Annotated in this window: 21 protein-coding genes and 1 tRNA gene; 13 read left to right on the top strand and 9 right to left on the bottom strand. The window is 51.3% G+C overall.

The genetic code is table 11. From position 1 onward, the window contains the following. Nucleotides 1–159 precede the first annotated feature (159 nt). Nucleotides 160–235, bottom strand: a tRNA-Ala gene (locus SGLY_RS06360). Between the two features lie 456 nt (nucleotides 236–691). Between SGLY_RS06360 and SGLY_RS06350 the strand changes: the two genes are divergently transcribed. The 6 genes from SGLY_RS06350 to SGLY_RS06325 all read left to right on the top strand — a co-directional run bounded on the left by SGLY_RS06350 (nucleotide 692) and on the right by SGLY_RS06325 (nucleotide 7,028). Then, nucleotides 692–1,144 (top strand): MarR family winged helix-turn-helix transcriptional regulator, encoded by a 453-nt coding sequence (locus tag SGLY_RS06350; RefSeq protein ID WP_013624449.1) that lies wholly within the window; start codon nucleotides 692–694, stop codon nucleotides 1,142–1,144. Between the two features lie 964 nt (nucleotides 1,145–2,108). After that, nucleotides 2,109–2,336, top strand: coding sequence for a FeoA family protein (locus SGLY_RS06345; RefSeq protein ID WP_013624448.1), 228 nt, complete (start codon nucleotides 2,109–2,111; stop codon nucleotides 2,334–2,336). Then, the gene (gene feoB / locus SGLY_RS06340; protein ID WP_013624447.1) at nucleotides 2,336–4,393 is read left to right on the top strand and encodes a ferrous iron transport protein B; all 2,058 of its coding nucleotides are present in this window, start codon (nucleotides 2,336–2,338) and stop codon (nucleotides 4,391–4,393) included. Before SGLY_RS06345 ends, feoB begins: the two co-directional genes overlap by 1 nt. Before the next feature lie 13 nt (nucleotides 4,394–4,406). Beyond that, nucleotides 4,407–4,679: a helix-turn-helix domain-containing protein gene (locus SGLY_RS06335; protein ID WP_013624446.1), complete on the top strand. Its 273-nt coding sequence runs from the start codon at nucleotides 4,407–4,409 to the stop codon at nucleotides 4,677–4,679. 175 nt (nucleotides 4,680–4,854) lie between these two features. Then, complete coding sequence (locus tag SGLY_RS06330) at nucleotides 4,855–5,145, top strand: metal-sensing transcriptional repressor (RefSeq protein WP_013624445.1); 291 nt, start codon at nucleotides 4,855–4,857, stop codon at nucleotides 5,143–5,145. A 20-nt stretch (nucleotides 5,146–5,165) separates the two neighbouring features. Further along, nucleotides 5,166–7,028 carry a heavy metal translocating P-type ATPase gene (locus SGLY_RS06325; protein WP_013624444.1) on the top strand — a complete coding sequence of 621 codons (1,863 nt, stop codon included), beginning with the start codon at nucleotides 5,166–5,168 and terminating at the stop codon, nucleotides 7,026–7,028. A gap of 46 nt (nucleotides 7,029–7,074) precedes the next feature. On the opposite strand, the gene SGLY_RS06320 is transcribed toward SGLY_RS06325, so the two are convergent. The 5 genes from SGLY_RS06320 to SGLY_RS06300 form a co-directional block, all read right to left on the bottom strand. After that, on the bottom strand, nucleotides 7,075–10,242 hold the full coding sequence (locus tag SGLY_RS06320; RefSeq protein ID WP_013624443.1) for an AAA family ATPase: 3,168 nt from the start codon (nucleotides 10,240–10,242) through the stop codon (nucleotides 7,075–7,077). Next, on the bottom strand, nucleotides 10,239–11,414 hold the full coding sequence (locus SGLY_RS06315) for an exonuclease SbcCD subunit D (RefSeq protein WP_013624442.1): 1,176 nt from the start codon (nucleotides 11,412–11,414) through the stop codon (nucleotides 10,239–10,241). Before SGLY_RS06315 ends, SGLY_RS06320 begins: the two co-directional genes overlap by 4 nt. 100 nt (nucleotides 11,415–11,514) lie before the next feature. Beyond that, nucleotides 11,515–11,700 carry a hypothetical protein gene (locus SGLY_RS06310; protein WP_013624441.1) on the bottom strand — a complete coding sequence of 62 codons (186 nt, stop codon included), beginning with the start codon at nucleotides 11,698–11,700 and terminating at the stop codon, nucleotides 11,515–11,517. 387 nt (nucleotides 11,701–12,087) lie between these two features. Then, nucleotides 12,088–12,903 carry an EFR1 family ferrodoxin gene (locus tag SGLY_RS06305; protein WP_013624440.1) on the bottom strand — a complete coding sequence of 272 codons (816 nt, stop codon included), beginning with the start codon at nucleotides 12,901–12,903 and terminating at the stop codon, nucleotides 12,088–12,090. A 62-nt stretch (nucleotides 12,904–12,965) separates the two neighbouring features. Then, entirely contained in the window at nucleotides 12,966–13,550 is a 585-nt protein-coding gene (locus SGLY_RS06300) for an NAD(P)H-dependent oxidoreductase (RefSeq protein WP_013624439.1), read from the bottom strand. A 146-nt stretch (nucleotides 13,551–13,696) separates the two neighbouring features. On the opposite strand from SGLY_RS06300, the gene SGLY_RS06295 reads away from it, so the two are divergent. After that, entirely contained in the window at nucleotides 13,697–14,164 is a 468-nt protein-coding gene (locus tag SGLY_RS06295; RefSeq protein WP_013624438.1) for an Rrf2 family transcriptional regulator, read from the top strand. Between the two features lie 101 nt (nucleotides 14,165–14,265). Here SGLY_RS06295 and SGLY_RS06290 read toward each other — a convergent pair whose 3' ends face one another. The 3 genes from SGLY_RS06290 to SGLY_RS06280 are packed head-to-tail and all read right to left on the bottom strand — an operon-like array spanning nucleotide 14,266 to nucleotide 17,040. After that, nucleotides 14,266–15,258, bottom strand: coding sequence for an HlyD family secretion protein (locus tag SGLY_RS06290; RefSeq protein ID WP_013624437.1), 993 nt, complete (start codon nucleotides 15,256–15,258; stop codon nucleotides 14,266–14,268). 23 nt (nucleotides 15,259–15,281) lie between these two features. Beyond that, the gene (locus tag SGLY_RS06285) at nucleotides 15,282–16,298 is read right to left on the bottom strand and encodes an ABC transporter permease (RefSeq protein WP_041445114.1); all 1,017 of its coding nucleotides are present in this window, start codon (nucleotides 16,296–16,298) and stop codon (nucleotides 15,282–15,284) included. Next, nucleotides 16,288–17,040, bottom strand: a complete 753-nt coding sequence (locus SGLY_RS06280; protein WP_013624435.1) for an ABC transporter ATP-binding protein — start codon at nucleotides 17,038–17,040, stop codon at nucleotides 16,288–16,290. Before SGLY_RS06280 ends, SGLY_RS06285 begins: the two co-directional genes overlap by 11 nt. A 165-nt stretch (nucleotides 17,041–17,205) precedes the next feature. Between SGLY_RS06280 and SGLY_RS06275 the strand changes: the two genes are divergently transcribed. The 6 genes from SGLY_RS06275 to SGLY_RS06250 all read left to right on the top strand — a co-directional run bounded on the left by SGLY_RS06275 (nucleotide 17,206) and on the right by SGLY_RS06250 (nucleotide 23,449). After that, the gene (locus SGLY_RS06275) at nucleotides 17,206–17,841 is read left to right on the top strand and encodes a TetR/AcrR family transcriptional regulator (RefSeq protein WP_013624434.1); all 636 of its coding nucleotides are present in this window, start codon (nucleotides 17,206–17,208) and stop codon (nucleotides 17,839–17,841) included. Between the two features lie 507 nt (nucleotides 17,842–18,348). Next, nucleotides 18,349–18,543 carry a MerR family transcriptional regulator gene (locus SGLY_RS06270; protein ID WP_013624433.1) on the top strand — a complete coding sequence of 65 codons (195 nt, stop codon included), beginning with the start codon at nucleotides 18,349–18,351 and terminating at the stop codon, nucleotides 18,541–18,543. Further along, the gene (locus tag SGLY_RS06265) at nucleotides 18,540–19,223 is read left to right on the top strand and encodes a response regulator transcription factor (RefSeq protein ID WP_013624432.1); all 684 of its coding nucleotides are present in this window, start codon (nucleotides 18,540–18,542) and stop codon (nucleotides 19,221–19,223) included. Before SGLY_RS06270 ends, SGLY_RS06265 begins: the two co-directional genes overlap by 4 nt. Before the next feature lie 2 nt (nucleotides 19,224–19,225). Next, entirely contained in the window at nucleotides 19,226–20,143 is a 918-nt protein-coding gene (locus tag SGLY_RS06260; RefSeq protein WP_013624431.1) for a sensor histidine kinase, read from the top strand. Between the two features lie 71 nt (nucleotides 20,144–20,214). After that, nucleotides 20,215–20,892, top strand: coding sequence for an ABC transporter ATP-binding protein (locus tag SGLY_RS06255; protein WP_013624430.1), 678 nt, complete (start codon nucleotides 20,215–20,217; stop codon nucleotides 20,890–20,892). Nucleotides 20,893–20,896: 4 nt separating this feature from the next. Then, nucleotides 20,897–23,449: an ABC transporter permease gene (locus SGLY_RS06250; protein ID WP_013624429.1), complete on the top strand. Its 2,553-nt coding sequence runs from the start codon at nucleotides 20,897–20,899 to the stop codon at nucleotides 23,447–23,449. The last annotated feature ends 43 nt before the right edge of the window (nucleotides 23,450–23,492 follow it).

Below are 23,492 nucleotides of genomic sequence, written 5' to 3'. Positions count from 1 at the left end.
CACTCCTTTCAAAGGGAAATTCTTGTAAATATCATATATCGCAACGGCAAAGATTACCAGGACTTTTGCACAACACGTGATGATAATTATCAATTCTATATGCAAAAATATAAAAAAAGCCAACTGCAACAACAGTCGACTTCTTTCGACAAAAAACTATGGTGGAGATGAAGGGGCTCGAACCCTCGACCTCTTACATGCGAAGCAAGCGCTCTCCCAGCTGAGCTACATCCCCACGTTTTTAGGCACGTTCTCCCTCCGGCTGAGCCGGACCTCACATCCAGCAAAGCCGAACGACTGCCATTTCTTATTATAGATCTATTTCCCTCCATACTCAAGCCCGCTTTAAAGCAATTGGAACGAAATGCTGGTTGTGCTGCTTTTGCTAACGCTTCTCCCGGCACAGGGGGATCGCCGCCTTTGTGCTCTTTTGCTCTGGGAATCTGACACTGGGCGAAAAAGTCATCATTGACAAGTTATTCCTCCTGGTGTATGCTAGGCATACACTACTACGGTCAAACATCAATCATGAAAAAGGCGGTGATTTAACATTGGAAGAAAGCCTGAATACAGAGACCATGGCCTCTTCGCCACTCCTCATTTGAGCTTGACTGATCCGCGCTGCGGGACACCTGCTCAGTTCGGAAACTTTCCGGCGGCCGGCTGATTATACTCAAAGGGTGGTCACAGAATGAATTCTAACACAAAACAAACCATGCGGACTTTTATGGCTCTCGTTGAGCGAATCGCCAACGGCAAAATGAGTGTTCTCCATGTAAACTCTGATGGAATTGATTTTTACCGCGGTGAAATTCACATGATTAAAGTCATTGGAGATCACCCCGGAATCAGCAGTTCCGGGATTGCCCATCATTTTGGGATTACCCGCGGAGTTGTGCATAAAACACTGTTGAAGCTGGAGGAAAAAGAGTGTGTGCGCAAACAGCCCGATCCTGAAAACGCCTCTAAACACCAGCTGTTTCTCACCTCGAAGGGTGAGGCTGCCTATGAAGCACACGAGGAATATCATAACCAGCACGACTCTAAACTGTATGCTTTTTTACAGTCTTTAAACGACGACGAGGCCAAAGCAATTCAAGATTTTCTGAACCACGCCAGAAGCATGGTGGAAAAACACTTTTAATTCAAGCAAAACAAACCATTGCCCTCATTTAACAAAAAGAAGTTTTTCATGCAAACCCAGGACGTTGATTCGGCAAATAACAATCCAAGACGTTCTCCATCCTGCCGATAAGCATGACGGAAAAACACTTTAGTCAGGCAAGACAAGACCTTGCCCTTATTTTAACGAAAAAAGTTAGTCTAATCAAACCTGGGACGACGACCAACAAATAACCCATTCAAGACGCTCTGAACTATGTTGCAGGCATGGCCGAAAACACTTTTCATTCAGGCAAAACCATTGCCCTTATTTAACAAAAAGAAGTTCTCTTCATGCAAACTCAGGACGATGCTCGGCAAATAACAATCCAAGACGTTCTCCATCCTGCCGATAAGCATGATGGAAAAACACTTTTAGTCAGGCAAGACAAGACCTTGCCCTTATTTTAACAAAAAAAAGTTAGCCTAATCAAACCTGGAACGACGGCCAAACAAATAACCATTCAAGATGCTCTGAATCCTGTTGCAGGCATGGCCGAAAAACACCTTTGGTTCAAGACATCCTTCATCATGCGGCAACTGGCGGAAAAAACATCTTAATCCAGGCAAAAAACCATTGCCCTCATTTTAACAAAAAAGTTCCCTTAACCAGACTCAGGACGATGACCGGACAAAAAACATGCAAGACGTTCTCCACCATGCCGATAAGCATGACGAAAAAACACTTTAGTCAGGCAAGACCAAGACCTTGCTCTCATGTTCACGAAAAAAGTTAGCCTAATCAAACTTAGGACAACGGCCGGACAAATAACTATTCAAGACCCTTCTGAACAATGTTGCAGGCAAGGCCGAAAAACACCTTTGGTTCAAGACGTCCTTCACCATGCGGCAACTGGCGGAAAAAACACTTTAATCCAGGCAAAACAAAACCTTGCCTTTATTTTAACGGAAAAAAGTTAGTTTAATCAAACTTAGGAGGAGATATCATGCAGCCATTACATACCATTGAGGAAGGCGCCTCTTGTCAGGTTCAGCGCATTGACGGCGATACCCGGTTTATCAGCCGGATTACTTCGGTCGGCATTACGCCCGGATGCACCATCAAGGTGCTTCGCAACAAGCCGTTTGCCCCCATCCTGGTGTACTCACGGGACACCGTCTTAGCGATTAATAAAAATGAAGCGAACAGGCTTCTGGTAAAGGGGGATGGCTGATGTCAACAGCAGTCGCAACGGCCAACCGCCCCCTCTCTATCGGGCTTCTCGGCCAGCCCAATACCGGTAAATCCACGTTGTTCAACGCCCTGACCGGCTCCCGCCAGCATGTGGGCAACTGGCCCGGAAAAACAGTGGAGAAAAAAGAGGGCACCCTGCTGCAAGACGGACAGAAATACAAGCTGGTCGATCTCCCCGGAACGTACAGCCTTTCCGCAAACTCGGATGAGGAGGTCATTACGCGGGAGTACATTGCCAGCGACGATTTGGATATTGTCGTCGCCATGATCGACGCTTCCCAGCTGGAGCGCAGCCTGTTTCTCCTGGCCGATTACGCCGGGATAGACCGCCCGGTGGCGGTTCTCCTGAACATGATGGATGTGGCCAGGGAACAAGGGAAAAGTATTGACTCGGCAAAGCTTTCCGCCCTGCTGGGCGTTCCGGTCTTTCCGGTGGTCGCTTCCAAAAAACAGGGACTGGAGCCCCTTTATGCTCTCCTGAAAAACGCGGAGTTTCAGCACTGCTTCTTACGGGCAGAGCCGTTATTTAAAGAATATCAGGCGATCTTCGGCGATACGTTTTCAGTCTTGGAAGGGCTGCTTGACGGTGTCCGGTTCGGTGTCCAGACCCCCCGCTGGATTGCCGCAAAGCTGCTGGAGAATGACGCCCGGATCAAGGAGATGGTCAGGGAGGCTGTGGACAGCGCCGCCTGGCATTCTATTGAACAGATCTTGGCCGGCGTCCAGGATGGCCTGCTCACCACCGCCGATTGTAAATTCCGCTGGATCAACCGTCTTGTGGTGGAATCGGCTTACACCCCATCGGATCATTTAAAGCTGAACTGGTTTGAACATTTAGCCACCAGCCCGATTGCCGGTAAGATCCTCGCCTTGGCTGTGATTCTGGGCGGCTTGATTGCCGCAAGAGAAGCCGGCTATGTCCTGATGGGGCTTTTCAGCGGGTATTGCATCGACCCCATCCTGGGGTTTGTGGAAAATGTCTTCGGGGTGATCGGGATACCGGCCGGATTTACGACGTTCTTTTGTGAAACAGTGCTCAACGGCTTTATTTTCGCCATTATGATGGCCCTCTATATCATGTGTAACGCTCTTGTCTTCGGGCTGCTGGAGGAAGTCGGATACATGGCCCGCATTTCTTATGCCTTTGACAATGTGATGCAGCGTCTGGGCATGCAGGGAAAGTCGGTCATGCCCATGCTGATCAGCTTCGGCTGCACGATGGGCGGTATCACCGGCGCCCGTGTCATTGATTCCTGGAAGCAGCGGACCTTAACCATTGCTTCCAGCTGGGTGGTCCCCTGCGCCGCGACCTGGGGGGTTCTGGGATTAATGAGCAGTCTGTTTTTCCCCAGACATGCCAACCTGATCATTACCGCCCTGTTCCTGACCTCCATCCTCCACCTGTTTGTCACCTCGAAGCTGTTCGGCCGTTCGCTGAATATACAGAAGGAGCAAAACGGGCTGATTATGGAGCTTCCTCCCTATCATAAGCCCAGCTGGCGTTCCTTATCCCACTTTACCCTGATGCGGGGCAGAGATGTTTTACTGAAGGCCCTTAAAGTGGTGATCGCCATTCAAATCATCTTTTGGCTCCTGTCCTATTCGCCGGACGGCATTATTGCCAACAGCATCATTTACCGCATCGGAACGGCGATTGAACCATTTACCATGATTTTCGGACTGAACTGGCAGCTTTTCATGTCCTTTGTGGCCTCCGCGATGGGCAAGGAAGCGGCGATCGGCGTGATCGGCTCCCTCTTTGGCAGCGCCGGAGCAGCCGGGAACCTCTTCGGGCTCTCTTTCGGCGGCGGCGAAGGCGGAGATTTTGGCGCCGCGATCCTGCTCGGGGCAACCGCCCCTCAGGCTTTAGCGTTCATGTTTGCCTTTTATTTCAATATCCCCTGCTTTATGGCTATCGCGACCACGGTAACTGAAACGCACAGCGCGAAATGGACGGCGAGAATTGCCCTGTACTATGTGCTGGCGGCTTTACTCCTCTCCGGCGTTGTTTATCACATTTCCAAGCTGTTTTTCTAAAGGAGGGATCACCATGCTCCAGGATATCCTGACCGCCATCCATAAGGGGGAAGTGCTGACATTGGAGCAGCTGGGGCAGCGGCTCCAGCTCTCTCCCGCTATGGTGGAGATGTCCCTGCATCAGCTTTCCCGGATGGGGTATCTGGCCAAGGAAGGGCTTCAGCTGAGCGGCGGCACCTGCCAAACCCCTGAGAAGGGCTGCTCCGGATGCAGCGGCAGGCGGGCGTCTTCCCACCGCCCCATTTACTGGTATGTCCTGACGGAGAGAGCCAAACGGGCCCTTTGACGGACAGCTCCGTGCAAAACAGTTCACAGCCGCTCCTTCGTCAGGCCCCGGGTCAAGCACTCTCCGCCGGGGATGATTGACCGGTTGACCTCAGCAATGATAAAATTAACCATATCCCCCCCGGGGGGATATGGTTAATTTGTTTTACAGGCTTAAACAGAAAGGAGGTCACGCAATGGACGTCAGCGCCCATGCCCATCATCACAGCCATCGTCAGACCAAAAAGGTTCTCAACCGCATTTCCCGCGTCACAGGACACCTGCAATCTGTCAAAAAGATGGTGGAGGAAGGCAGGGATTGCAGTGAAATCCTGATCCAGCTTTCCGCCATCCGCTCTGCGGTCAATAACATTGGCCGTGTCATCCTGCAGGATCATATTGATCACTGTGTGGTTGAAGCTGTGGAAAACAACGATAAGAAGGTTCTTGACGATCTCAACAATGCCATTGAAAAATTTTTGAAATAGCCGTCAAAGGAAGCGAGATCATGATCAAAAAAATAAATACTCTTTTCAGCGGGATACCCATGACCATCACTGCCGCCGTTTTTCTGGCCGCAAGCCTGGTCTCTCTTGGCACGGGCATAACATTCCCGCTCGATCCGGCCTGGGCTGTGGTGGTGATCTGCGGGTTTCCCCTGTTATCCCTTGCCGTGACCCGCCTTGTGGTTCAAAGATGGATTTCTTCCGCTCTCTTGATTTCTATTGCCATGGTTGCCTCCATTGCCATCGGGGAATTGTTCGCCGCCGGAGAAGTGGCCTTTATTATGGCCGTCGGCGCCATCTTAGAGGACAAAACGGTTGAGCGGGCCAAAAAAGGAATCCGGCAGCTGATCAGCCTTACCCCTGTCCAGGGAAGAAGGATCATCGCCGGCGGCCGGGAGGAAATGGTCAGGGCCGACCGGATTCGGCAGGGCGATCTTCTTCGCGTTCTGCCCGGAGAGGCCATTCCGGTGGACGGGGAGATCACCGCCGGTCACACTTCCGTGGATCAATCCATCTTGACCGGGGAATCTCTCCCGGTGGATAAAGGAGCGGGCGACAGCGTATTCTGCGGCACAATCAATCGCTTTGGGGCGATTGATCTTGTGGCGACCAGGGTTGGCGAGGATTCCTCCCTGCAAAAATTGATTCGCCTGGTTCAGGAGGCCGAAAAGAAAAAAGCGCCCATGCAGCGCATCGCGGATAAATGGGCGGCCTGGCTTGTGCCGGTTGCTCTGGCCATCGCCGTCATGACCTTCCTGGCCTCCCGGGAGCTGGTGCGCGCGGTCACGGTCCTGGTTGTGTTCTGCCCCTGCGCCCTGGCCCTGGCCACCCCCACCTCCATTATGGCCGCTATCGGGCAGGCCGCCAAGCACGGGGTGATCATTAAGTCCGGTGAAGCCTTGGAAAATATGGGGAAGGTCGATTGCCTCGCTTTCGACAAAACCGGAACTTTGACCGCCGGAAATCTTGTGGTCGCGGATGTTTACCCCCTGGCTGAAGAAATAGATCAAGCGGGGCTTTTGGCTCTGACCGCGTCTGCGGAAGCTTACTCCGAACACCCGCTGGCCAAAGCGATCCTCGCTCACGCCAAAAAGCTGCAAATCCCGACAACACCGGCGAGCGATTTTCAAATGCTGCCGGGAAAAGGAATTACCGCCACCGTCAATGGACAGACTGTGCTCTGCGGAACCTTAACCTTCCTGCAAGAAAATAATCTTCCCATTGAGGAAGGGGTCCTCGTCACCTTGGGTCAATTTCGCGCCCAGGGAAAGGCCATCATCCTGACCGCCGCGGGAGGGTCCTTGCTGGGGATGATTACCCTTTCCGACACCCTGCGGGATACCGCCCCGGACATGATCCGGGAACTGCACGCTATGCACACCCGGGTTGTCCTGCTCACAGGCGACCACGCCCAGACCGCGGAGTATTTTGCCGGGAAAGCCGGTATCCGCTGCGTTCAGGCGGAGCTGCTTCCCGAAGCCAAGGTCGGCAGCATCGCCCAGCTCCAGAAGCAGGGGCACAAGGTTTGCATGATCGGCGACGGGGTCAACGACGCGCCCGCGCTTAAAATGGCCGATGTCGGCGTGGCCATGGGCGGCATGGGGAGCGACATCGCGGTGGAAGCCGCGGACATCGCCCTGGTCGGGGATGACATCGCCAAGATACCCTATCTGAAAAAGCTGTCCAACTCCACCCTTCACACCATCAAGTTCAATATCTCCCTGTCCATGGCCATCAATGCTCTGGCCATCCTGCTTTCCGCGGCGGGCGTTCTGACCCCCATCACCGGCGCCCTGGTCCACAATGCCGGTTCCGTACTGGTCGTGCTGAACGCGGCGCTGCTGTATGACCGGAAATTCAAGTGAGCTGTTCAGGGTCCGGCCAGCGTCCGGCCGGAGATCTGCCCTGCTCTCAGCTCATCAACCGGATCGTACTGCCGGCCATAGCTTTGCGGACCACTATCTGTTTATCGATCCGCTCTTTCAGCTCACTGACGTGGGAAATCATCCCGACCAGCCGGTTCCCGGCTGTCAGGCCCTGCAGGATCGCGATGGCCTGTTCCAGCGACTCGGCGTCCAGGGCCCCGAAGCCCTCGTCAATAAACAGGGTATCGATTGCCACCCCGCCGGCATAGCTTTGGATGACGTCGGAAAGGCCCAGGGCCAGGGCCAGCGAGGCCTTGAAGGACTCCCCTCCCGACAGGGATTTGACGGTGCGGGTTTTGCCGGTGTAGTTGTCCAGGACATCCAGGTCCAGGCCGGACTGGGACCGCTTGTCCGCGCCGTTCTCCCTGCGCAGGAGTTCATAGCGCCCCTGGGTCATGCCGGCCAGTCTTTTGTTGGCCTCCGCGATAATCCGGTTAAAGTAAGAAGCCTGGACATATTGTTCAAAGGCCAGCTTTTGTTTGCCGGCCAGCTCCCCGTTGGCCGTTTTGGCCAGACTCATGATCACCAGATATTCTTTTTCCAGAAGGTGGCGCCCGGCCTCCGCTCTGGTCAGGCTTTGGGCAATGGCCGCGTTGTTCTGGAGCCTGGCCGCGATTTTTTGCAGCTCCTGATCGGCCCGGTCTTTCTCCTGCTGCAGCCGGTTTTGCTCCGCCGCGATCCCGGCGCTGTCTTTGGGCTGTTTATCCCGGGTTTCCTGCTCCAGCCTCCTCCGGTCCGTTTCCGCGGCTTTGGACGCTTCCCGGTAGGCGGCGGTCTCATTCTTCAGGTCCGTCAAAGCCTGCTCGGACATCAGGGCAAAGCGATAAGCCTCCTCGTCCCTGAAGCCGGCAGCCTGATACTTAGCCGTAAATTTCTCCAGGGCTTGCTCCGCGGCCCGGACCACTCCTTCTTTTCTCTGCTCCAGGTCCGCCAGCAGGGTGATCTGGCTGTCCAGGGCCTGCCTGCCCGCACGGTAGCTGTTTTCCGCCTCCTGCAAAGCAAGCTTTAATTCTTCGGCTTCCCGGGCTGTTTCTCCGAGAACCTGCCTGGCCGTTTCCAGGGAAGGGTAAAGCAGCCCCTCCTGGAGGTTCTCCAGATCCCTTCCCGTTTTGGCCAGGTCAATATCCAGGCCGCTTTTGCGCTCTGTCAGCCCGGTGAGGGCCTCTTCGGCCTGCCTCAGCCGCTCTCCGGTTTGCGCCAGCTCTTCCAGACAGGCCTTTCGGCGGGCGCTTTGGGCTTCCAGCTCCGGCTTGTGCCCGGCTTGCTTTTGGTATTCTTCTCTGGCCTGCCCCAGCTCCTCCCCGGCCAGGCCCTCCAGGCGGGACAGGCTGTCCGGGCCGCCCGGGGAGAGGCTGTCCGGGATCCGGGCGGCGAACAAGCTTCCGGCCGTTTCCCAGAGATTGGCCAGGGTGGTCTCGATCTCTGTCTTTTTGCTGCCCGCTTTCTCGCCGGCCGTTTGCAGGGCCCGCTGTTTTTCCGCCAGCCGGGCTTTCAGGTTTTGCAGTTCGGCTTCACTGGGGGCCTCAGCCGGCGGCTGGGCCTTACGGGGATGGCTGATCGACCCGCAGACAGGACAGGGATCTCCGTCTGTCAGGCTTTGGGCCAGGATTCCGGCCTGCTCCCGGAAGAAAGCCTGTTCCTGCCGGATATAGTCCTCATTGGCGGCGCTATAGCTCTTTTCCGCCGCCAGAAAAGCCTTCCGCAGGTCCTCATCAGCGGCCTGCAGGGTCCTGACCGCGGACAGGCCCGTCAGGAGACTCTGGATGGCCTTGCCCCGCGCGGTGATTTGGGTCAGGGCATTGCCGCAGGCCAAAAGGGCGGTATCGGCCTCACTGAGGGTTTCCGCCTCCCGGGTCAGCTGATCCTGGCCGGCGGCAAGCTCCTGCTTTTGCCTGTGCCAGCCGCTCAGAGATTCCTCCAGGTCTTTGCGGGCTTTTTCCTGTCCGCTCTTTTCCTGCCTGAGGGCCTCCACCCTGTCATATTTGGGCAAGGCTTCCCGGAGGCGGGGAATCTCCTCGGCCAGCTTCAGGCGCGCCGGCTCTTTTTCCTGTTCAGCGTTCCAGGCGGCCAGGAGCTTTTCCACCTGCGGGGTCTGGCCGGCGACGGCCTCACTTAATTCCTCTGTCCGGGCGCGCAGTTCGTCCCGGGCCGCCTTTTCCCGCTCATAACTTTCCGCCAGCGGCTTCACGCCGTACAGGGCCTTCTCGGCCGCCAGGGCGGTCTCTTCCTTTTGCCTGACCTCCTCCTCCCGCAGCCGCAAGGTATCGAGGGTTCTTTGGGCGGCTGCCAGGGCGGCAAAGGATTGATTGACATACTCGGCTTCCTTCCGTTCGGCAGCCTGGGCCAGCAGGGCTGCCGCCAGCTCGGCGCCGTGCCGTTTGGCCTGTTCCTGCAGTCCCTGATCGCCGGCGATCAAGTCCTCCAATAAGGCCAGGATTTGTTCGGCGGCGTGAATACTGCGCCGGGCCAAAAGCTCGGCCATCTGGGGGCAATGGGGATGGTCCGGGGGGCATTGAATGCCGTCCATATATTGGAGGATACTGAAAACGCTTTGCTCGCAGCGGGCTTTCAACTCTTTTTCCCGGCGTTTCAGTGTATCCTGCACACTCAGATAAAGATCGGTGTTAAATACCCTGCGGAAAATCCCGGCCCGTTCATTGCTGTCGGCCAGCAGAAGCTTCAGAAATTCCCCCTGGGCGATCATGGCGATTTGCTTAAATTGCCTGAACTCGATCCCCAGCAATTCCACGATTTTTTCCGTGACCTTATTGCTGCCGCTCACCACTGCGCCGCCCGGCAATAATAAGGTCGCGTCCGCATTTTCCTGGGTAAAGCCGGTCCCGCTTTTCTTCGGGCGTTCGTACTTGGGATTGCGGATCACGGTGTAGGTTTTCCCCTGATGGGAGAATTCCAGCTCCACATAGGTTTTGGTCTCCACGGCGGCAAAATCGCTGCGCAGGGTATCCACGGTCCGCACCGAGCCGCTGGCCCCGTCAAACAGGGCAAAGGCGATGGCGTCAAAGATGGTGGTTTTCCCGGCTCCGGTATCCCCGGTGATCAGAAACAGGCCCTCCCCGCCGATCTGCCGCAGGGGGATTTCCACCCTGCCGGCATAAGGCCCGAACGCGCTCATCACAACATTTAACGGCTTCACTGTCCGCCACCTCCCGCCTGTTCCAGGACCTCCCGCATGATCCGGCCCTGTTCTTCCGTCATTTCCCGGTTATTCTGCCGGAGATAAAACTCGGCAAAAAGATCCAGGGGGCTTTTTTGGGCGGCATCACCGGCCGCCGCTGCCGCCGCTTCTGTTCCCTGTTTGGTGCGGCTGTTTTCAAAGTCTAGGCGCATGATATGGGGATAGACCTGGCGGAGCCGGCCGATGGCGTCCAGAACCTCATCCTCGTCGGTGAGGACAGCCCGGATATAATCCTGACAAAGGCCGCCGGAGAGCGTGTCGGCCGGACTTCCGGCGGCGCCCGCCCGCAGCAGTTCGGCCAGTGGTCCCTTGATCTCCCGCAGATCGCGCCGGGGCGTCAGGTTTACGGTCTCAATCCGGCTTGTCCCTTTTTGGGCAAGCTCGACCAGGGTTGCCGATTTCTGCCCGCGCACTTCGGAAAAGGAATATTTGAGCGGGGAGCCGGCATAGCGCACGGTTTCCCTGCCGATGGACTGGGGAGCGTGGAGGTGGCCGAGGGCGACATAATCAAAAGGGGCAAACACGGAAGCGTCGATATTGTCCAGCCCGCCCACGGCGATTGTTTCCGAGTCAGAGCGTTCCGGCTCTGTGGTGCCGCTGGTGACGAACTGGTGGGCGACCAGGAGGTTCCGTTCCCCGCTGTCAATCGGAGCGGCCTCAATCACCGCCCGGACGGCATCCTCATAAGACTCGATATTCCGGTCCGGAAAATGCGGCCGGGCCATGGCCGGCTTAATAAACGGCAAGAGATAAATATGGGCCGGGCCGTATTCGTCCCGCAGGGTGACCTGCTTCAGCGCGCCTTCGAAGGTCCCGGCGATATGGACACCGTTTGGGGCCAGGATACGGCTGCCGAAATTCAGGCGTTCGGGTGAATCGTGGTTGCCGCTGACCAGAAAGACCGGCGCCCGCAGGGCGACAAGCTCGGTCAGGAAATCGTCCAGAATTTCCACCGCTTCCCCCGCCGGTACGCTCTTGTCGTAGACATCCCCGGCGATCAGAATGCCCGCGGGTCTGATGTCCTCGGTCAGGTCCAGAATTTCCTTCAGGATATGTTTTTGATCCTCAAGCAGGCTGAATTCGTTGAGGCGTTTGCCGATATGCAGGTCGGCCAGGTGCAGCAATTTCATGAGCGCGTCTCCTTTAAGCAAGGCGGAATCTTCCGTAAATATGGCGATTTGAGGTGTCCTTCAAGCAATCCCCGGGCAGGAACGGGGTTCTGCTTCGGGGTTATTTTTTCTGGCGGACTGTCTTTCTTTTTTGGATTTCGGCAACCAATATATCAACCTTGTGATTCTGCGCCATAAAATCCTCGTCCTGGGTAAGGGGGATCCCCTTCCTCTGCGCTTCCTCCGCAAATTTGTTGAGCTTTTCTTTTTCTCTTTCCAGCTCTTCATTAAGAGGGTTATCTTCCATGCTGAACCACCCCCGCTTTTTCCTTTGACGGAATCTTTTTCCATATATTTTTAGTATATCTCACTTTCTACTCTTTTTTCAACGGTATTCCCCTGATCATTTGTCCGATAAATGATTATCCTGTGCATGATCAGGATCGCGTTTTTTTTGCGGCGGTCACCTAAATGTTTCAGGTATTCCGCAAGCGACCGTCAACGACCGTTATGAGCGCAAGCTGGAGCAGGAACTCAGATCGTTCAAGCGAAAACCGGCAGGAACATCGCCCTGCCGGTTTTTGTAGCCGCTGATTGGAATTGCTTTTGACCTATTCCCTCATCAGTCCTGATTCTATTCTGTAGCGCACTCTCCGGGAAACCAGTTTGAGAATCTGGATTACCCCCATGCCGGTTAGTATTTGCCTGCGGAATCAACCATATCTTCCACTGTCACAAATGGGTTTGTATACCGTTTTTTATTCAAAGTCCTATCTTTATACTGGATCGCATTTTGGGAACACCAGTTAATGCATGCCAGGCATTGCTTGCATTTTTCATTCCATTTCGGTTTTTCATTTAGGATATCAATATTGTTCACGGGGCACACAGATTTGCATCGGCCGCAACTTATACAATGGTTATCAACCCAGAAATTTTTTGCACCATTAATTAACTCAGAAGCAAGTTTTTCCTTTGCCGCACGGGAATATGGATGTACATGCCTCAATAAAAGGAATGGTCTTTTCTCGATTCCTATCCGTTTTCGCTCTTTTATCATTCCCGCAATCTCTTTCACTCTAAGCTTTTCTTGCTTGAATAGCCTTTCTCGCTTTTCATCGCCCGGAGCCTTTAACCCAAACGGGTCAATGATAAAATTGTATGGTAATAAAAGTTGAAACCCGGCGGATAATTCTTTCCCACGTCGTGACAGAATGGTTGAAAGCTGTTTTAAGGCATCTCCTATAAACGCTCCACTAGAAACTATACCAAAAATATAATTAACTTTATCCATTGGTAATTTCTCAATAAAGTTCTGTACAATCACGGGAACACCTTGGTAATGAAGTGGAAAGACGAATCCAATGCATTCGTCTTTCATCTCAAATTGTGGTTCTTGTATTGCTTTCGCAATAGAAATAACCTTCGCACTTCCTATCTCTTTGGCTAGATCCCGTGAAAGCATCAGACTATTACCAGTCCCTGTAAAATAGAAGATTGTCGTTCCCATTTCCTCTATCCCTTCTTTTAAAGAATAAGCACGGGCATTTCTGAGCAAATTTTTCAGTTTATTTATCTTTCTATTTCAAACAGATCAGACACTGATGCAATGTGTTCTTTAATTTGCTCTGGAGAAGATGAAGCCAACCCCAAATTCATCCATTTCGCTGTATTTAAGCCTGTTATCGGCCTAATGATATTATTGATAAACTGATTTTCTATAATATTGCCACAATAGTTTTTCAAAGCATGATCCGGTGCTCCCGAGGTAGTAAGCACCGTTACTTCTTTGATGTTTGTTAACAGGGGGGCAACGCCTTGTTCGGTATATTTAAACCCAAAACCGGGTAGGCATACTCTTTCTATAAATCCTTTAACAATTGCCGGCTGTTCATTCCACCATATCGGAAAAATAAACACTAGCTGGCTTGATGCCGCTAGACTCTCTTGATATTTTTTAACTAAAGGATCGTGTGTACCTTCTCCGGTAAAATACCCTGTTTGTTCTTCAGGCTTAAAAACAGGGTCAAAGCCGTCTTGATAAAGGTCAAGCACCGAATATTCAAGACCTTTATTATTGAATTTCTCCCCTACAGCCTTTAGAATACTGGCATTCAGGCTATCTTTTAAAGGGTGGGCATAAATAATTGAAATCATAAAGGATTCCTCCTTGCAACAATTTGAACCTGTAATATTTATTATTACAGGTTATGCTTATACATTACTACAGGGAAGGTGTAATGTCAATGGTTACAATTGTTTCAATAAAGTCTGTGTGTTATAGTTGTAGCGAGGTGATGATTATGCGTGCCAGTACTCGTTTTGCAATAGCTGTTCACATATTAATGTTAACCGCCGCATTCCAAGATAAATATAAGATAACAAGCAGTATGCTTTCAGACAGTACCGGGGTAAATGCGGTGATTATTCGAAATATATTCAGTAAATTAAAAAAAGCAAAGATCATCCAGGTCTCGCCGGGCACAAGTGGCATAAAGTTGATTAAAAAGCCAGAACAAATATCCTTATTCGACATTTATGCCACCGTAGAAATTGAAGAACCGATCAATGTATTGAGCATCCACCAAAATATCCCTTGTGATTGTCCAATAGGTATAAGTGTCACTGACATACTGATGAAACATTTTATAACCGCTGCAACTGCTATGGAAAATGAATTATCAAAAGTCTCTTTACTTGATTTACTGAATGAAATAAAGGAAACTGTTCCTGACCTACAACCTCCCTGGTTACATGGGAAACTTGACTAATCCGCTTCAACATGGATGATCGTTGATAAATTATTGGATCCTCAACTCTGCCCACGTCTCCTCTGACATCCTGAGGAAGTCTATTGGTATAATTGGGTAGCTTATTCTCGTCCTTCAATCATTACTTCGGCCGTTTCCCCTATTTTCAAAGGAGTATCCGCTGCCAGGCTTACTTTGATTTTCATGCTTTCTTTATTTTTATTGGCGGAGGTCTGCAGTTCTTTCGGCGTATAGCTGGCCTTGACGTCAATGAAACTGACGGTTCCTTTATCATTTGTATTCCCGTACCTGACATCCACTTCCTGTCCGTGACTGAGCGATGAGAGATACTCCCGCGGCACATAGGCAACCAGATGCCTTTCCTCCTTTGCGGCGACATCCGCGATGCTGAAGCCTGGCGAGATGATGTCTCCCATCAAATAATTCCGGCTGATTACAGTCCCGTCATAGAGCGCCGTAATCTTATACTTCGCCAGATTCTCTTGAATTTGGCGAATTTGAATTTCAGTGGCAGCCACTTCGGCCTGCGCCGCGTCGATCTTTTCCTGAGGAGTTCCCTGCTGAATCAAGGCCAGGGCCTGCTTGGCATTATCCAGTTGAAGAGAAGCCGTCTTCAGGGCGTTCTCCGCCAGGTCCGCCTGATATTTTGCCGTATCCAGCTCCGCCTGGGCAATGGCGCCCTTTTCCCATAAAGCCTGCGCGTTATGATAAGCTTCCTGGGCGCGGTCTTTTGTTTCCTGGGCTTTCTCGTCAGCCAGTCCGGCCAATTCGACACTGTTTTGCACCTGCTTAAGCTCTTCCGGTTCTGCACCTTGCTGCAAAAGCGCCAAAGCAGCCTGTTTCCCGGCCAGGGCTTCCTGCAATTGTTCCAACGCATACCGCTCTTTGCTGTCGTCGATTATGGCGATCGGATCGCCGGCCTTGATCTCCTGACCAAGTTCAACCGGCAGCCCGGTGATTTTTCCCTCAACCTCGCTGTAGTGGGAATAAATCGTCGTCTCCGTTATTCCTTCCAAAACCAATTGAGATGAAGAACAACCCGTAAGGGTCAGGATCATTAAAATTATTCCTAAACAGATGTAGATTTTTTTCATCAGAACTACCTCCTCGCCAATAGTCAGATTCGACGGTACTTTTTTAAAAGAAGTGTATTTAAAATCATAAAGATTACCGAGCATCCCACAATGACGGCCAGGTCCAGAGAGATTGTCACGATTCCCTTTCCTCTGATCATTACTTCGGTCAGAGCATCCGCAATATAATGTAAGGGCATGATCCATTTAAAAATCTCCATGCCCGGCGGCAAATCGAACAATCCGGAAAAGAATACCTGGGGAATCACGATCAAGGGGACAAACTGAATCATTTGAAACTCGTTGTTGGCCAGGGTGGACATCAGCATCCCCAGCGTCAGGGCAATCACGGCTGTGAACAGAGTAATCAGAAGGATCAGGGCAAACTGCCCGACCATCATGACGTTAAGGATATAGACGCAAAACCAGGAGATCAGGACGGACTGCAAAACGGTGAACAGGCCAAAGCCCAGAACATAACCGACGACGATCTCCCAGCGCCGGATCGGAGTCGAAAGCATTTTTTCCAAGGTACCCGAGGTCCTCTCCTGCAGCAAAGAAATCCCAGAGACCAGGAACACAAAGAAAAAGATGATAAACCCGATCAAAGTTGACCCGAAATTATCGAAGGTCGGCAAATCTTCGTAGCCGTAAATATAGCTGACCTCAGACGCTAAGTCCGGCCGGGAAGACATGCTCCCTATCTTGGCCTGCTCCAGTCCCGCCAGAGCCACTTTGGCTTTGGTCGGATTACTGCCGTCCACCTCGATATAGGATTTGCCGCTGATAATTGTAATGCTGGCGATGACTTCTCCCTGTTCCAGCGCTCTCCGGGCGCCGTTCTCGTCATAACGCCGGGGCATGATATTGAGATCTTCCAGGCTCTCCTCCAACTCGACCGGAGCGTTGACGACAGCCACTTTTACCACCGGAACACTGTCCCCCAGAATAAGGTACACCAGAGACAGCAGCAGAATCGGCGCAGCCAGCATCATCGCCAGGGTCCGGCGGTCATTCTTGAGTTGCGTTACGATGCGCAGAGCCAGAGCACTAACCCTCATCATCTCGCTGACCTCCATAATAAATAAAAGCTTCTTCAATACTGTTCACGCCGATTTGAGCCTGCAGCTCCTGAGAAGTCCCCTTGGCGATCAGTCTGCCATTCCTCATCATGGCGAGGTTATGGCATCTATCGGCTTCATCCATGACATGGGTGGTGACCAGGATGGTAATGCCGTTCTCGGCCATTTTATTTAATTCGGCCCAGATATTTTTCCTCAAGAGCGGATCGATCCCTACTGTCGGTTCGTCAAGCACGAGTACCGGCGGGCTGTGCAGAATCGCCATAGCCAGAGAAAGCCGTCGTTTCATCCCGCCGGAGTAAGCCTGTACAGGCTTGTTCAGATCATCTGTAAGATTGACCAACGCCATGACTTCCTCAGTTCTCCTCTTGATTTCCGCCTTGCCAAGGCCATATATTGTGCCAAAAAAGCGGAGATTTTCAGCGGCGGTCAAAGCAGTATATAAGGCATCGGATTGCGCCATATAGCCGACCTTATTCATCAACTCCAGCTGGGGCATAACCCGCTCCAAAACATAGGCCTCCCCGGAGGTTGCCTCCAGAATCCCGGCAATGATCTTGACTATCGTCGTTTTGCCGCAGCCGGAAGGGCCAAGTAATCCGTAGATTTGACCGTAGGGAATCTCGAGGTCGATGTCCTTTAGGATATGCTTCTTGCCGAAAAATTTATTTACCTTGCGGACGACGATGCAGTTGGAATTCGCTTTTGTCAACTCCGACACCCCTTGCCCTAATTTTATTGAACAGTGAGTTGATTATTTTTCTTTCTCAATTATAATGAAATCAGGAATGGCCTTCAATAAACAAAACATCTCAGTATGAGTGTTACCGGACAAATCCCGGTTGAATGTTCATTTTTTATTTAAACTATTGGAGGAGAGATCGGAATGAGTTCAACTGACGACCGGCGCATCCTGCGCACCAAATCCGCCATCCGTGCTGCTCTGATTTCGTTGATTGAAGAAAAAGGCTTTGAGGCGCTCTCCGTGAAAGATCTTATGACCAAAGCCAATCTTAATCGCGGCACCTTTTATCTGCATTATCAAGATAAGTTTGACCTGCTCGATCAGACTTTGGAAGAAATCACCCGCGACGTCGAAAGCATCCTGATGGAATTCATTACGCTGCTGCCGGAAGGTTTAAAAGACAATCCCTTGCCTTCATCCATTATTATCAAAATGTTTAACTATTTTGACGCCAACGCCGCTTTGATGCAAGTCGTCTTTGAAACCAAAGGCTACTTCGCCTTACAAAGCAAAATAAAAAAAGTAATGTGGAAAAATTTATTCGAGAAACAATCCGCCAAATTTATTAAAACAGAAAATTTACTTGTACCCAGTGAATATCTCACCGCTTACATCTCTGCCGCCCATTTCGGCATGATTCAGGAATGGCTGGAAAGAGGCCGGCGCGAAACTCCCGAGCAGATGGCCAGGATCCTGATGAATTTGTCTTTCCACGGCCCTCTGTTTTCCGCCGGCGTTCTTGCTCCGGCTATAGCGCCCAAACCCGATACTATTTAACTTCTGCTTTTCAGATGATCCGGAGGGGGGTAACTTCATCCAGGCGATTGAGCAAGAGCGCCCGGATCAGCAGAACAGACCAATTGCGCAGGATGATATAACCCGGCATCAAACGCGCAGGGTGCATAAGGAAGCAATTACTGAGCATGAAAATAACGTGATACCCTAAAATGTTTCCAACTGCAAAAGCACCCTACCGTTGGCAGGGTGCTAACTTAGTCACTTCGCATAGCTGCCATCACATATATTGGGGTTGGCTGAATCGCTTTGCTCGCAGTGTTCACTTTTGCGCAATATAAAGCTGAATTAAACTACAAATGTTATAACATATTTTGGAACAAAAACAATTATATCAGGAGAAATATGTAAGCTTGGGCATAACAAGCAATTGCTTGTTATGCCTGTGGTATTACTATTTCTTACGCTTGTTTCTATTCGTTTAAGCGCATATAATTATAATTGATTATATGATTTTTCCTATACAAGAATGGAAAGGAACCAATAGATATGGACTATATTTCTACACAACAAGCTGCTGAAAAGTGGGGCATTTCCAACAGACGGGTTCAGCAATTATGCGAACAAAGCCGCATTACTGGTGCGATTCGCTTCAGTCGTGTTTGGGCAATTCCCAAAGATGCCCCAAAGCCAAAAGACCCGCGCTTGAAGCAAGGTGACGATAACAACGGAGGTTCCATATGAAAACGATTTTGATATTGGAAGATGACGAGAATTTAAGCCGCGGTATTGCGTTTACCTTTGAAAAGGATGGCTATGACGCCGTTTCAGCAGGCAGCATTCAGGACGGGAAACGGATGCTGGAACAGCATAATATTGACCTTATCATATTGGATTTGGGATTGCCGGACGGGAGTGGGATGGACTTGTGCAAAGAAATCAGGACATATTCAAACATCCCGATTATCATGCTGACTGCCTGTGATTTGGAAACGGACGAGGTATCCGGCCTCTTGGTCGGCGCCGATGACTATATTACCAAACCCTTTTCCCTGTCCGTCCTCCGGGCAAGAGTGGAAGCCCTGCTTCGCCGCACGGAATCGGAAAGCCGCCATATTATCCATTCCGGCAAATACAAACTGGACGCCGAGCTCTGCAAGTTTTTCCGTGGGGAAGAAGAAGAAATCCCCATCAGCGCTACGGAATACAGACTGCTTTCTTTTTTGATGACAAATGCCGGGCAAGTGCTTTCAAAGGAACAGATATTATCCTTCCTATGGGACAACGAAGGAAATTTCGTGGATGAAAACACCCTGCCTGTCAACATCAGCCGGTTACGGGCAAAGCTGGAGGACGACCCGAAAAATCCTCAGACCATTAAGACCATTCACGGCATCGGCTACATTTGGAACGGAGGGGTGTAGGGATGGCGCTTACAGTCACGATTGTTATTGCCGTCATTTTATGCAGCCTGACCGTCCTTTTAAGCTATCGCTATGTAAGAAAAGCTTTTGATTCGATGGATGCGGTTTTGGACAGCGTACTGGCCAGAAACGCAGAGCTTCCATTTGAAGCGGCGGCGGACAGCCGGCTTTCCAAGCTGACGCACAAGGCCGTAAAAATCATTCAAATGAACACGCTGGATATCTCGCAAACTACGCAGGAGAAGGAAATCATCCAAAGCTTTATTTCGGATATGTCCCATCAGATGAAAACACCTTTATCCGGTGTCGCCATGTATACCGACCTGCTGCTGGAAGGGCGAACGACCGAACCCGAGCGGCAGGAATTTTTGTCGCGCATTAAAACGGGCACGGAAAAGCTGCAATGGATGATGGACAGCCTTGTAAAAATGTCAAGGCTGGAGGTCGGAGCCATTGAATTGTCTCCTGTTCCCGCAGGTATCAAACAAACCATTACCGACAGCATCAGCGCTGTATACGGCGCGGCGGCCAAGAGGAACATTTCCATTCAGACGGCTTATTTTGAGGATACTCTGTTGCTGCATGACCGAAAATGGACAGGCGAGGCAATCACAAATATTCTGGAAAACGCCATAAAATACTCCCCGCCAGGCGGCGAAATCAAGCTGTCCGTGGAAGCCCTGCCTATCTACACCAAAATCAACATTACCGATTGTGGTATCGGCATTGCTCCCGATGAGTGGAACTCGATTTTCAAACGGTTTTATCGGGGACGAAACGCTAAGGATGTGGACGGAGCCGGATTGGGGCTTTATTTGGCGTCTTTGATTTTTCAAAAACAGAGCGGTTATATCCTTGTGGATTCCAGGCCGGGGAAATATACGACATTCTCAATGTTCTTACAAAACTGTAAGAAGTAAATGTGATTCTGTTAGAGGCTTGTAAGAACTGCCGTTTATACTGAAATCATTGATGAAAGGAGGCATATCTCATGTCGGTTTTAAAAACAGAAGCCTTAAAAAAATATTACGGGAAAGACTCCAACACCGTCAAAGCATTGGATGGCGTTGATTTGGAAATACAGGAAGGTGAATTTGTCGCCGTCGTCGGTACGTCAGGTTCGGGGAAAAGTACGCTCCTGCATATGCTGGGCGGCTTAGACACGCCGACGAGCGGCAAGGTGATTGTCGGCGGCAAGGATATTTCGGGAATGACGGACGAACAGCTCACCATCTTCCGGCGCAGGAATGTAGGCTTTGTATTCCAGAATTACAACCTTGTTCCCGTTCTGAATGTTTATGAAAACATCGTTCTGCCCATTGAGCTGGACGGAAACACCGTGGACGAAGGTTTCGTGGAGAACATTATTGAAACCCTGGGCTTATCGGAGAAGAAAAATAATCTCCCGAACAATCTTTCCGGCGGGCAGCAGCAGCGCGTCGCCATCGCCCGCGCTCTTGCAACAAAGCCGTCCATTCTTCTTGCGGACGAGCCTACCGGCAATCTGGACAGCAAAACCAGCCAGGACGTTCTGGGCATTTTGAAAATGACCTCTACCAAGTTCCATCAGACTATGGTGATGATTACCCACAACGAACAGATTGCCCAGCTTGCCGACCGGGTGATTCGGATTGAGGATGGACAAATCGCCGCCGTGGAAGGGCGGTGACGGTATGAGAAACAACAACCAAACGGTCATAAGAAATCTCTCCAAGCGAAGTTTTCTGGCCAATAAAAGCCGGAACATCTTTGCGCTGATTGCCATTGTGCTTACCACCGTTCTGATTACGGCGGTATTCACCATCGGCATCAGCCTCTCCGACGGTATGCAGCAGATGCTGATACACAGCTACGGACGCAGTACCGAGGTTGATTTTCAATATCTTACTGAGGACGAGGCGCAGCGTGTGGCCGAACATCCGCTGATTAAGGAATACGGCCTGTCAAGGTTGATTACCATAACGACTGAAGGCGTATTCCGTCAAGTGCAGGGCGAAATTCACACGGCTGACGAGAATTTTGCCGAGTTTACTTTCAGCAAGCCAACGACAGGCCGGCTGCCCGAGGCGGAAAATGAAATTGCCCTGACAAGCTGGATTCTGGACGCAATGAACCTGCCGAGGGAACCCGGGCAAGTCGTACATCTGGATTTTGAAGTGGACGGAACGCCTTACAGCATGGATTTTACCGTCTGCGGATTTTGGGACAGTGACTTGAACCTCCAGCCCTACGGAATTTTGTATATCTCCGACACTCTGGCGGACAAGCTGCTTAATGGTGTGAATCCGGCCCAAACACGTCTGGGCGCCGGTTATTACGGCGTAACCAAGCTGACCGCCAATATAGACGGAAAGCTGTCTGAACTTGAAGAAAATATGGATACCATCTTGCGGGATACCGGAATTGACGCCGAGGCCGCAGGCGTTCTCTTTAACGACGCTTACAACACAACGAGCTCGGACGGCGGTCTCATCGCGGCAATGGCACTCATTATCGCCATTATTCTGGTAAGCGGCTATCTTCTCATCTACAATATCTTTTACATTTCAGTCATGCGCGACGTGAGGTTTTACGGCCTGCTGAAAACCGTCGGCGCGACTGGGCGGCAGCTTGGACGCGTCGTCAACTTTCAGGCGTTGCTGCTCTGCGCGGTCGGTATCCCTGTCGGCCTGCTTTTGGGTTATCTGCTGGGTACCCTGCTGATTCCCGTTCTGCTCGGTTTTCTCAGCATCGACTACATGCCGGCGCCCCCAAATCCGTGGATATTCCTGCTTGGGGCGGGGCTTGCGCTGGTTACGGTGCTGATAAGCTGTCACGGCCCCGCGAAAAAAGCGGGCAGGGTCAGTCCCGTGGAGGCGGTACGATATACGGGACTTGCCGCCGCCTCCGCAAAAAAGACAAAACGCGGCAGCGGCGGGGCGAAAATATCCCGCATGGCCTGGTCCAACATCTTTCGCAGTAGAAAAAAAGCATCGCTGGTCATCGCGTCACTGTCACTTGGGCTGATTCTGTTTAATGCCGTCTACACACTGGTGGGCAGCTTTGATGTTAATAAGTTTCTGCAAGGCCATATCAACGGCGATTTTCTGATTGCCGACACGGATTATTTCAGCTTTGCCAGACCCTATACGCCAAGCAATACGTTAAATAAGGATTTGCTGTCTGATGTGAAAGAGCTCGACGGCGTACAGGAGGTTGCCAAAGTCTACTATGCAAACGGCTTTGCTCCCATAGAGGGAAATATTAAGGACGGCTTAGTCAATCTCCAGCGCAATAAGATTTTAGCAGAGAAGCCTTCTCTGACGGAACAGGAAGTTGAGGAAATCATTGAAAAGACGGATTTCAGCGCCTACGGCAATTTCATAAACGCGCAAGTCTACGGCTTTGACAGCTATTGGCTGGATAAGCTGGAGGAAAACATGGTCGAAGGCACATTTGACCGTGAGAAGTTTTTGTCCGGGAATTATGTACTGCTCGGCTTTGACGGCGAGGGCATGGTTCGGGTCGGGGACACCGTCACATTGTCCTTGGACGATAAGAATGGAGAGAAACGCAGCTATGAGGTTATGGGTAAGGTGGATTATAGCGCGCTCAACTCTTTAGGCGCGCATTTTATCTCAATGCCCGGCTTTTCCGTCTATCTTCCGTCCTCCGAGTTTGAAAGCCTTGCAAACCCCGATATCATGTCGGCCACAGTCATAGCGGATGAATCTGCTGTCGACCGCCTCCAGACAGAGATTGGGCTACTGCTTGCTGATAATCCCAAGGTGGACTTTCGCTCCCGCGCCGATTATATTGCCGAGATGAAAAACGATAACCAGCAGTTTGCGCTCATTGGCTTTACGCTGTGCGTTGTGATTTTACTAATCGGTATCTTGAATTTCGTCAATACCACCATGACCAATATTTTTTCTCGCAAGCAGGAACTTGCCATGCTCCAGAGCGTGGGCATGACCGCCCAACAAGGCAAAAAGATGCTTATACTGGAAAGCATATACTATATGGCGATGGCTCTGCTTGTCTTTGTAACGGCGGGCTATGGGGTCAGCTACTTTGCCGTCAATACTGTAACTCAGGGCAGCGCCGCATATACCTATCAGTTCAGCTTTGCACCTCTTGTCATCTGCTTTCCGATACTGCTGCTTTTAGCCTGCGTACTGCCAATCCAGGTGTATAAAAGTATCTCAAAGGATAGTGTGGTGCAGCGGCTGCGGGAGAACGAATAGTATAACCAGTTAAATAATCAAATTCGGCCGATAGATTTATAAA

The sequence above is a fragment of the Syntrophobotulus glycolicus DSM 8271 genome, from assembly GCF_000190635.1.
Classification (GTDB): Bacteria; Bacillota; Desulfitobacteriia; order Desulfitobacteriales; family Syntrophobotulaceae; genus Syntrophobotulus; species Syntrophobotulus glycolicus.
The sequence above is the reverse complement of the archived record's forward strand: the minus strand, read 5'-3'. Positions and strand labels throughout refer to the sequence as shown.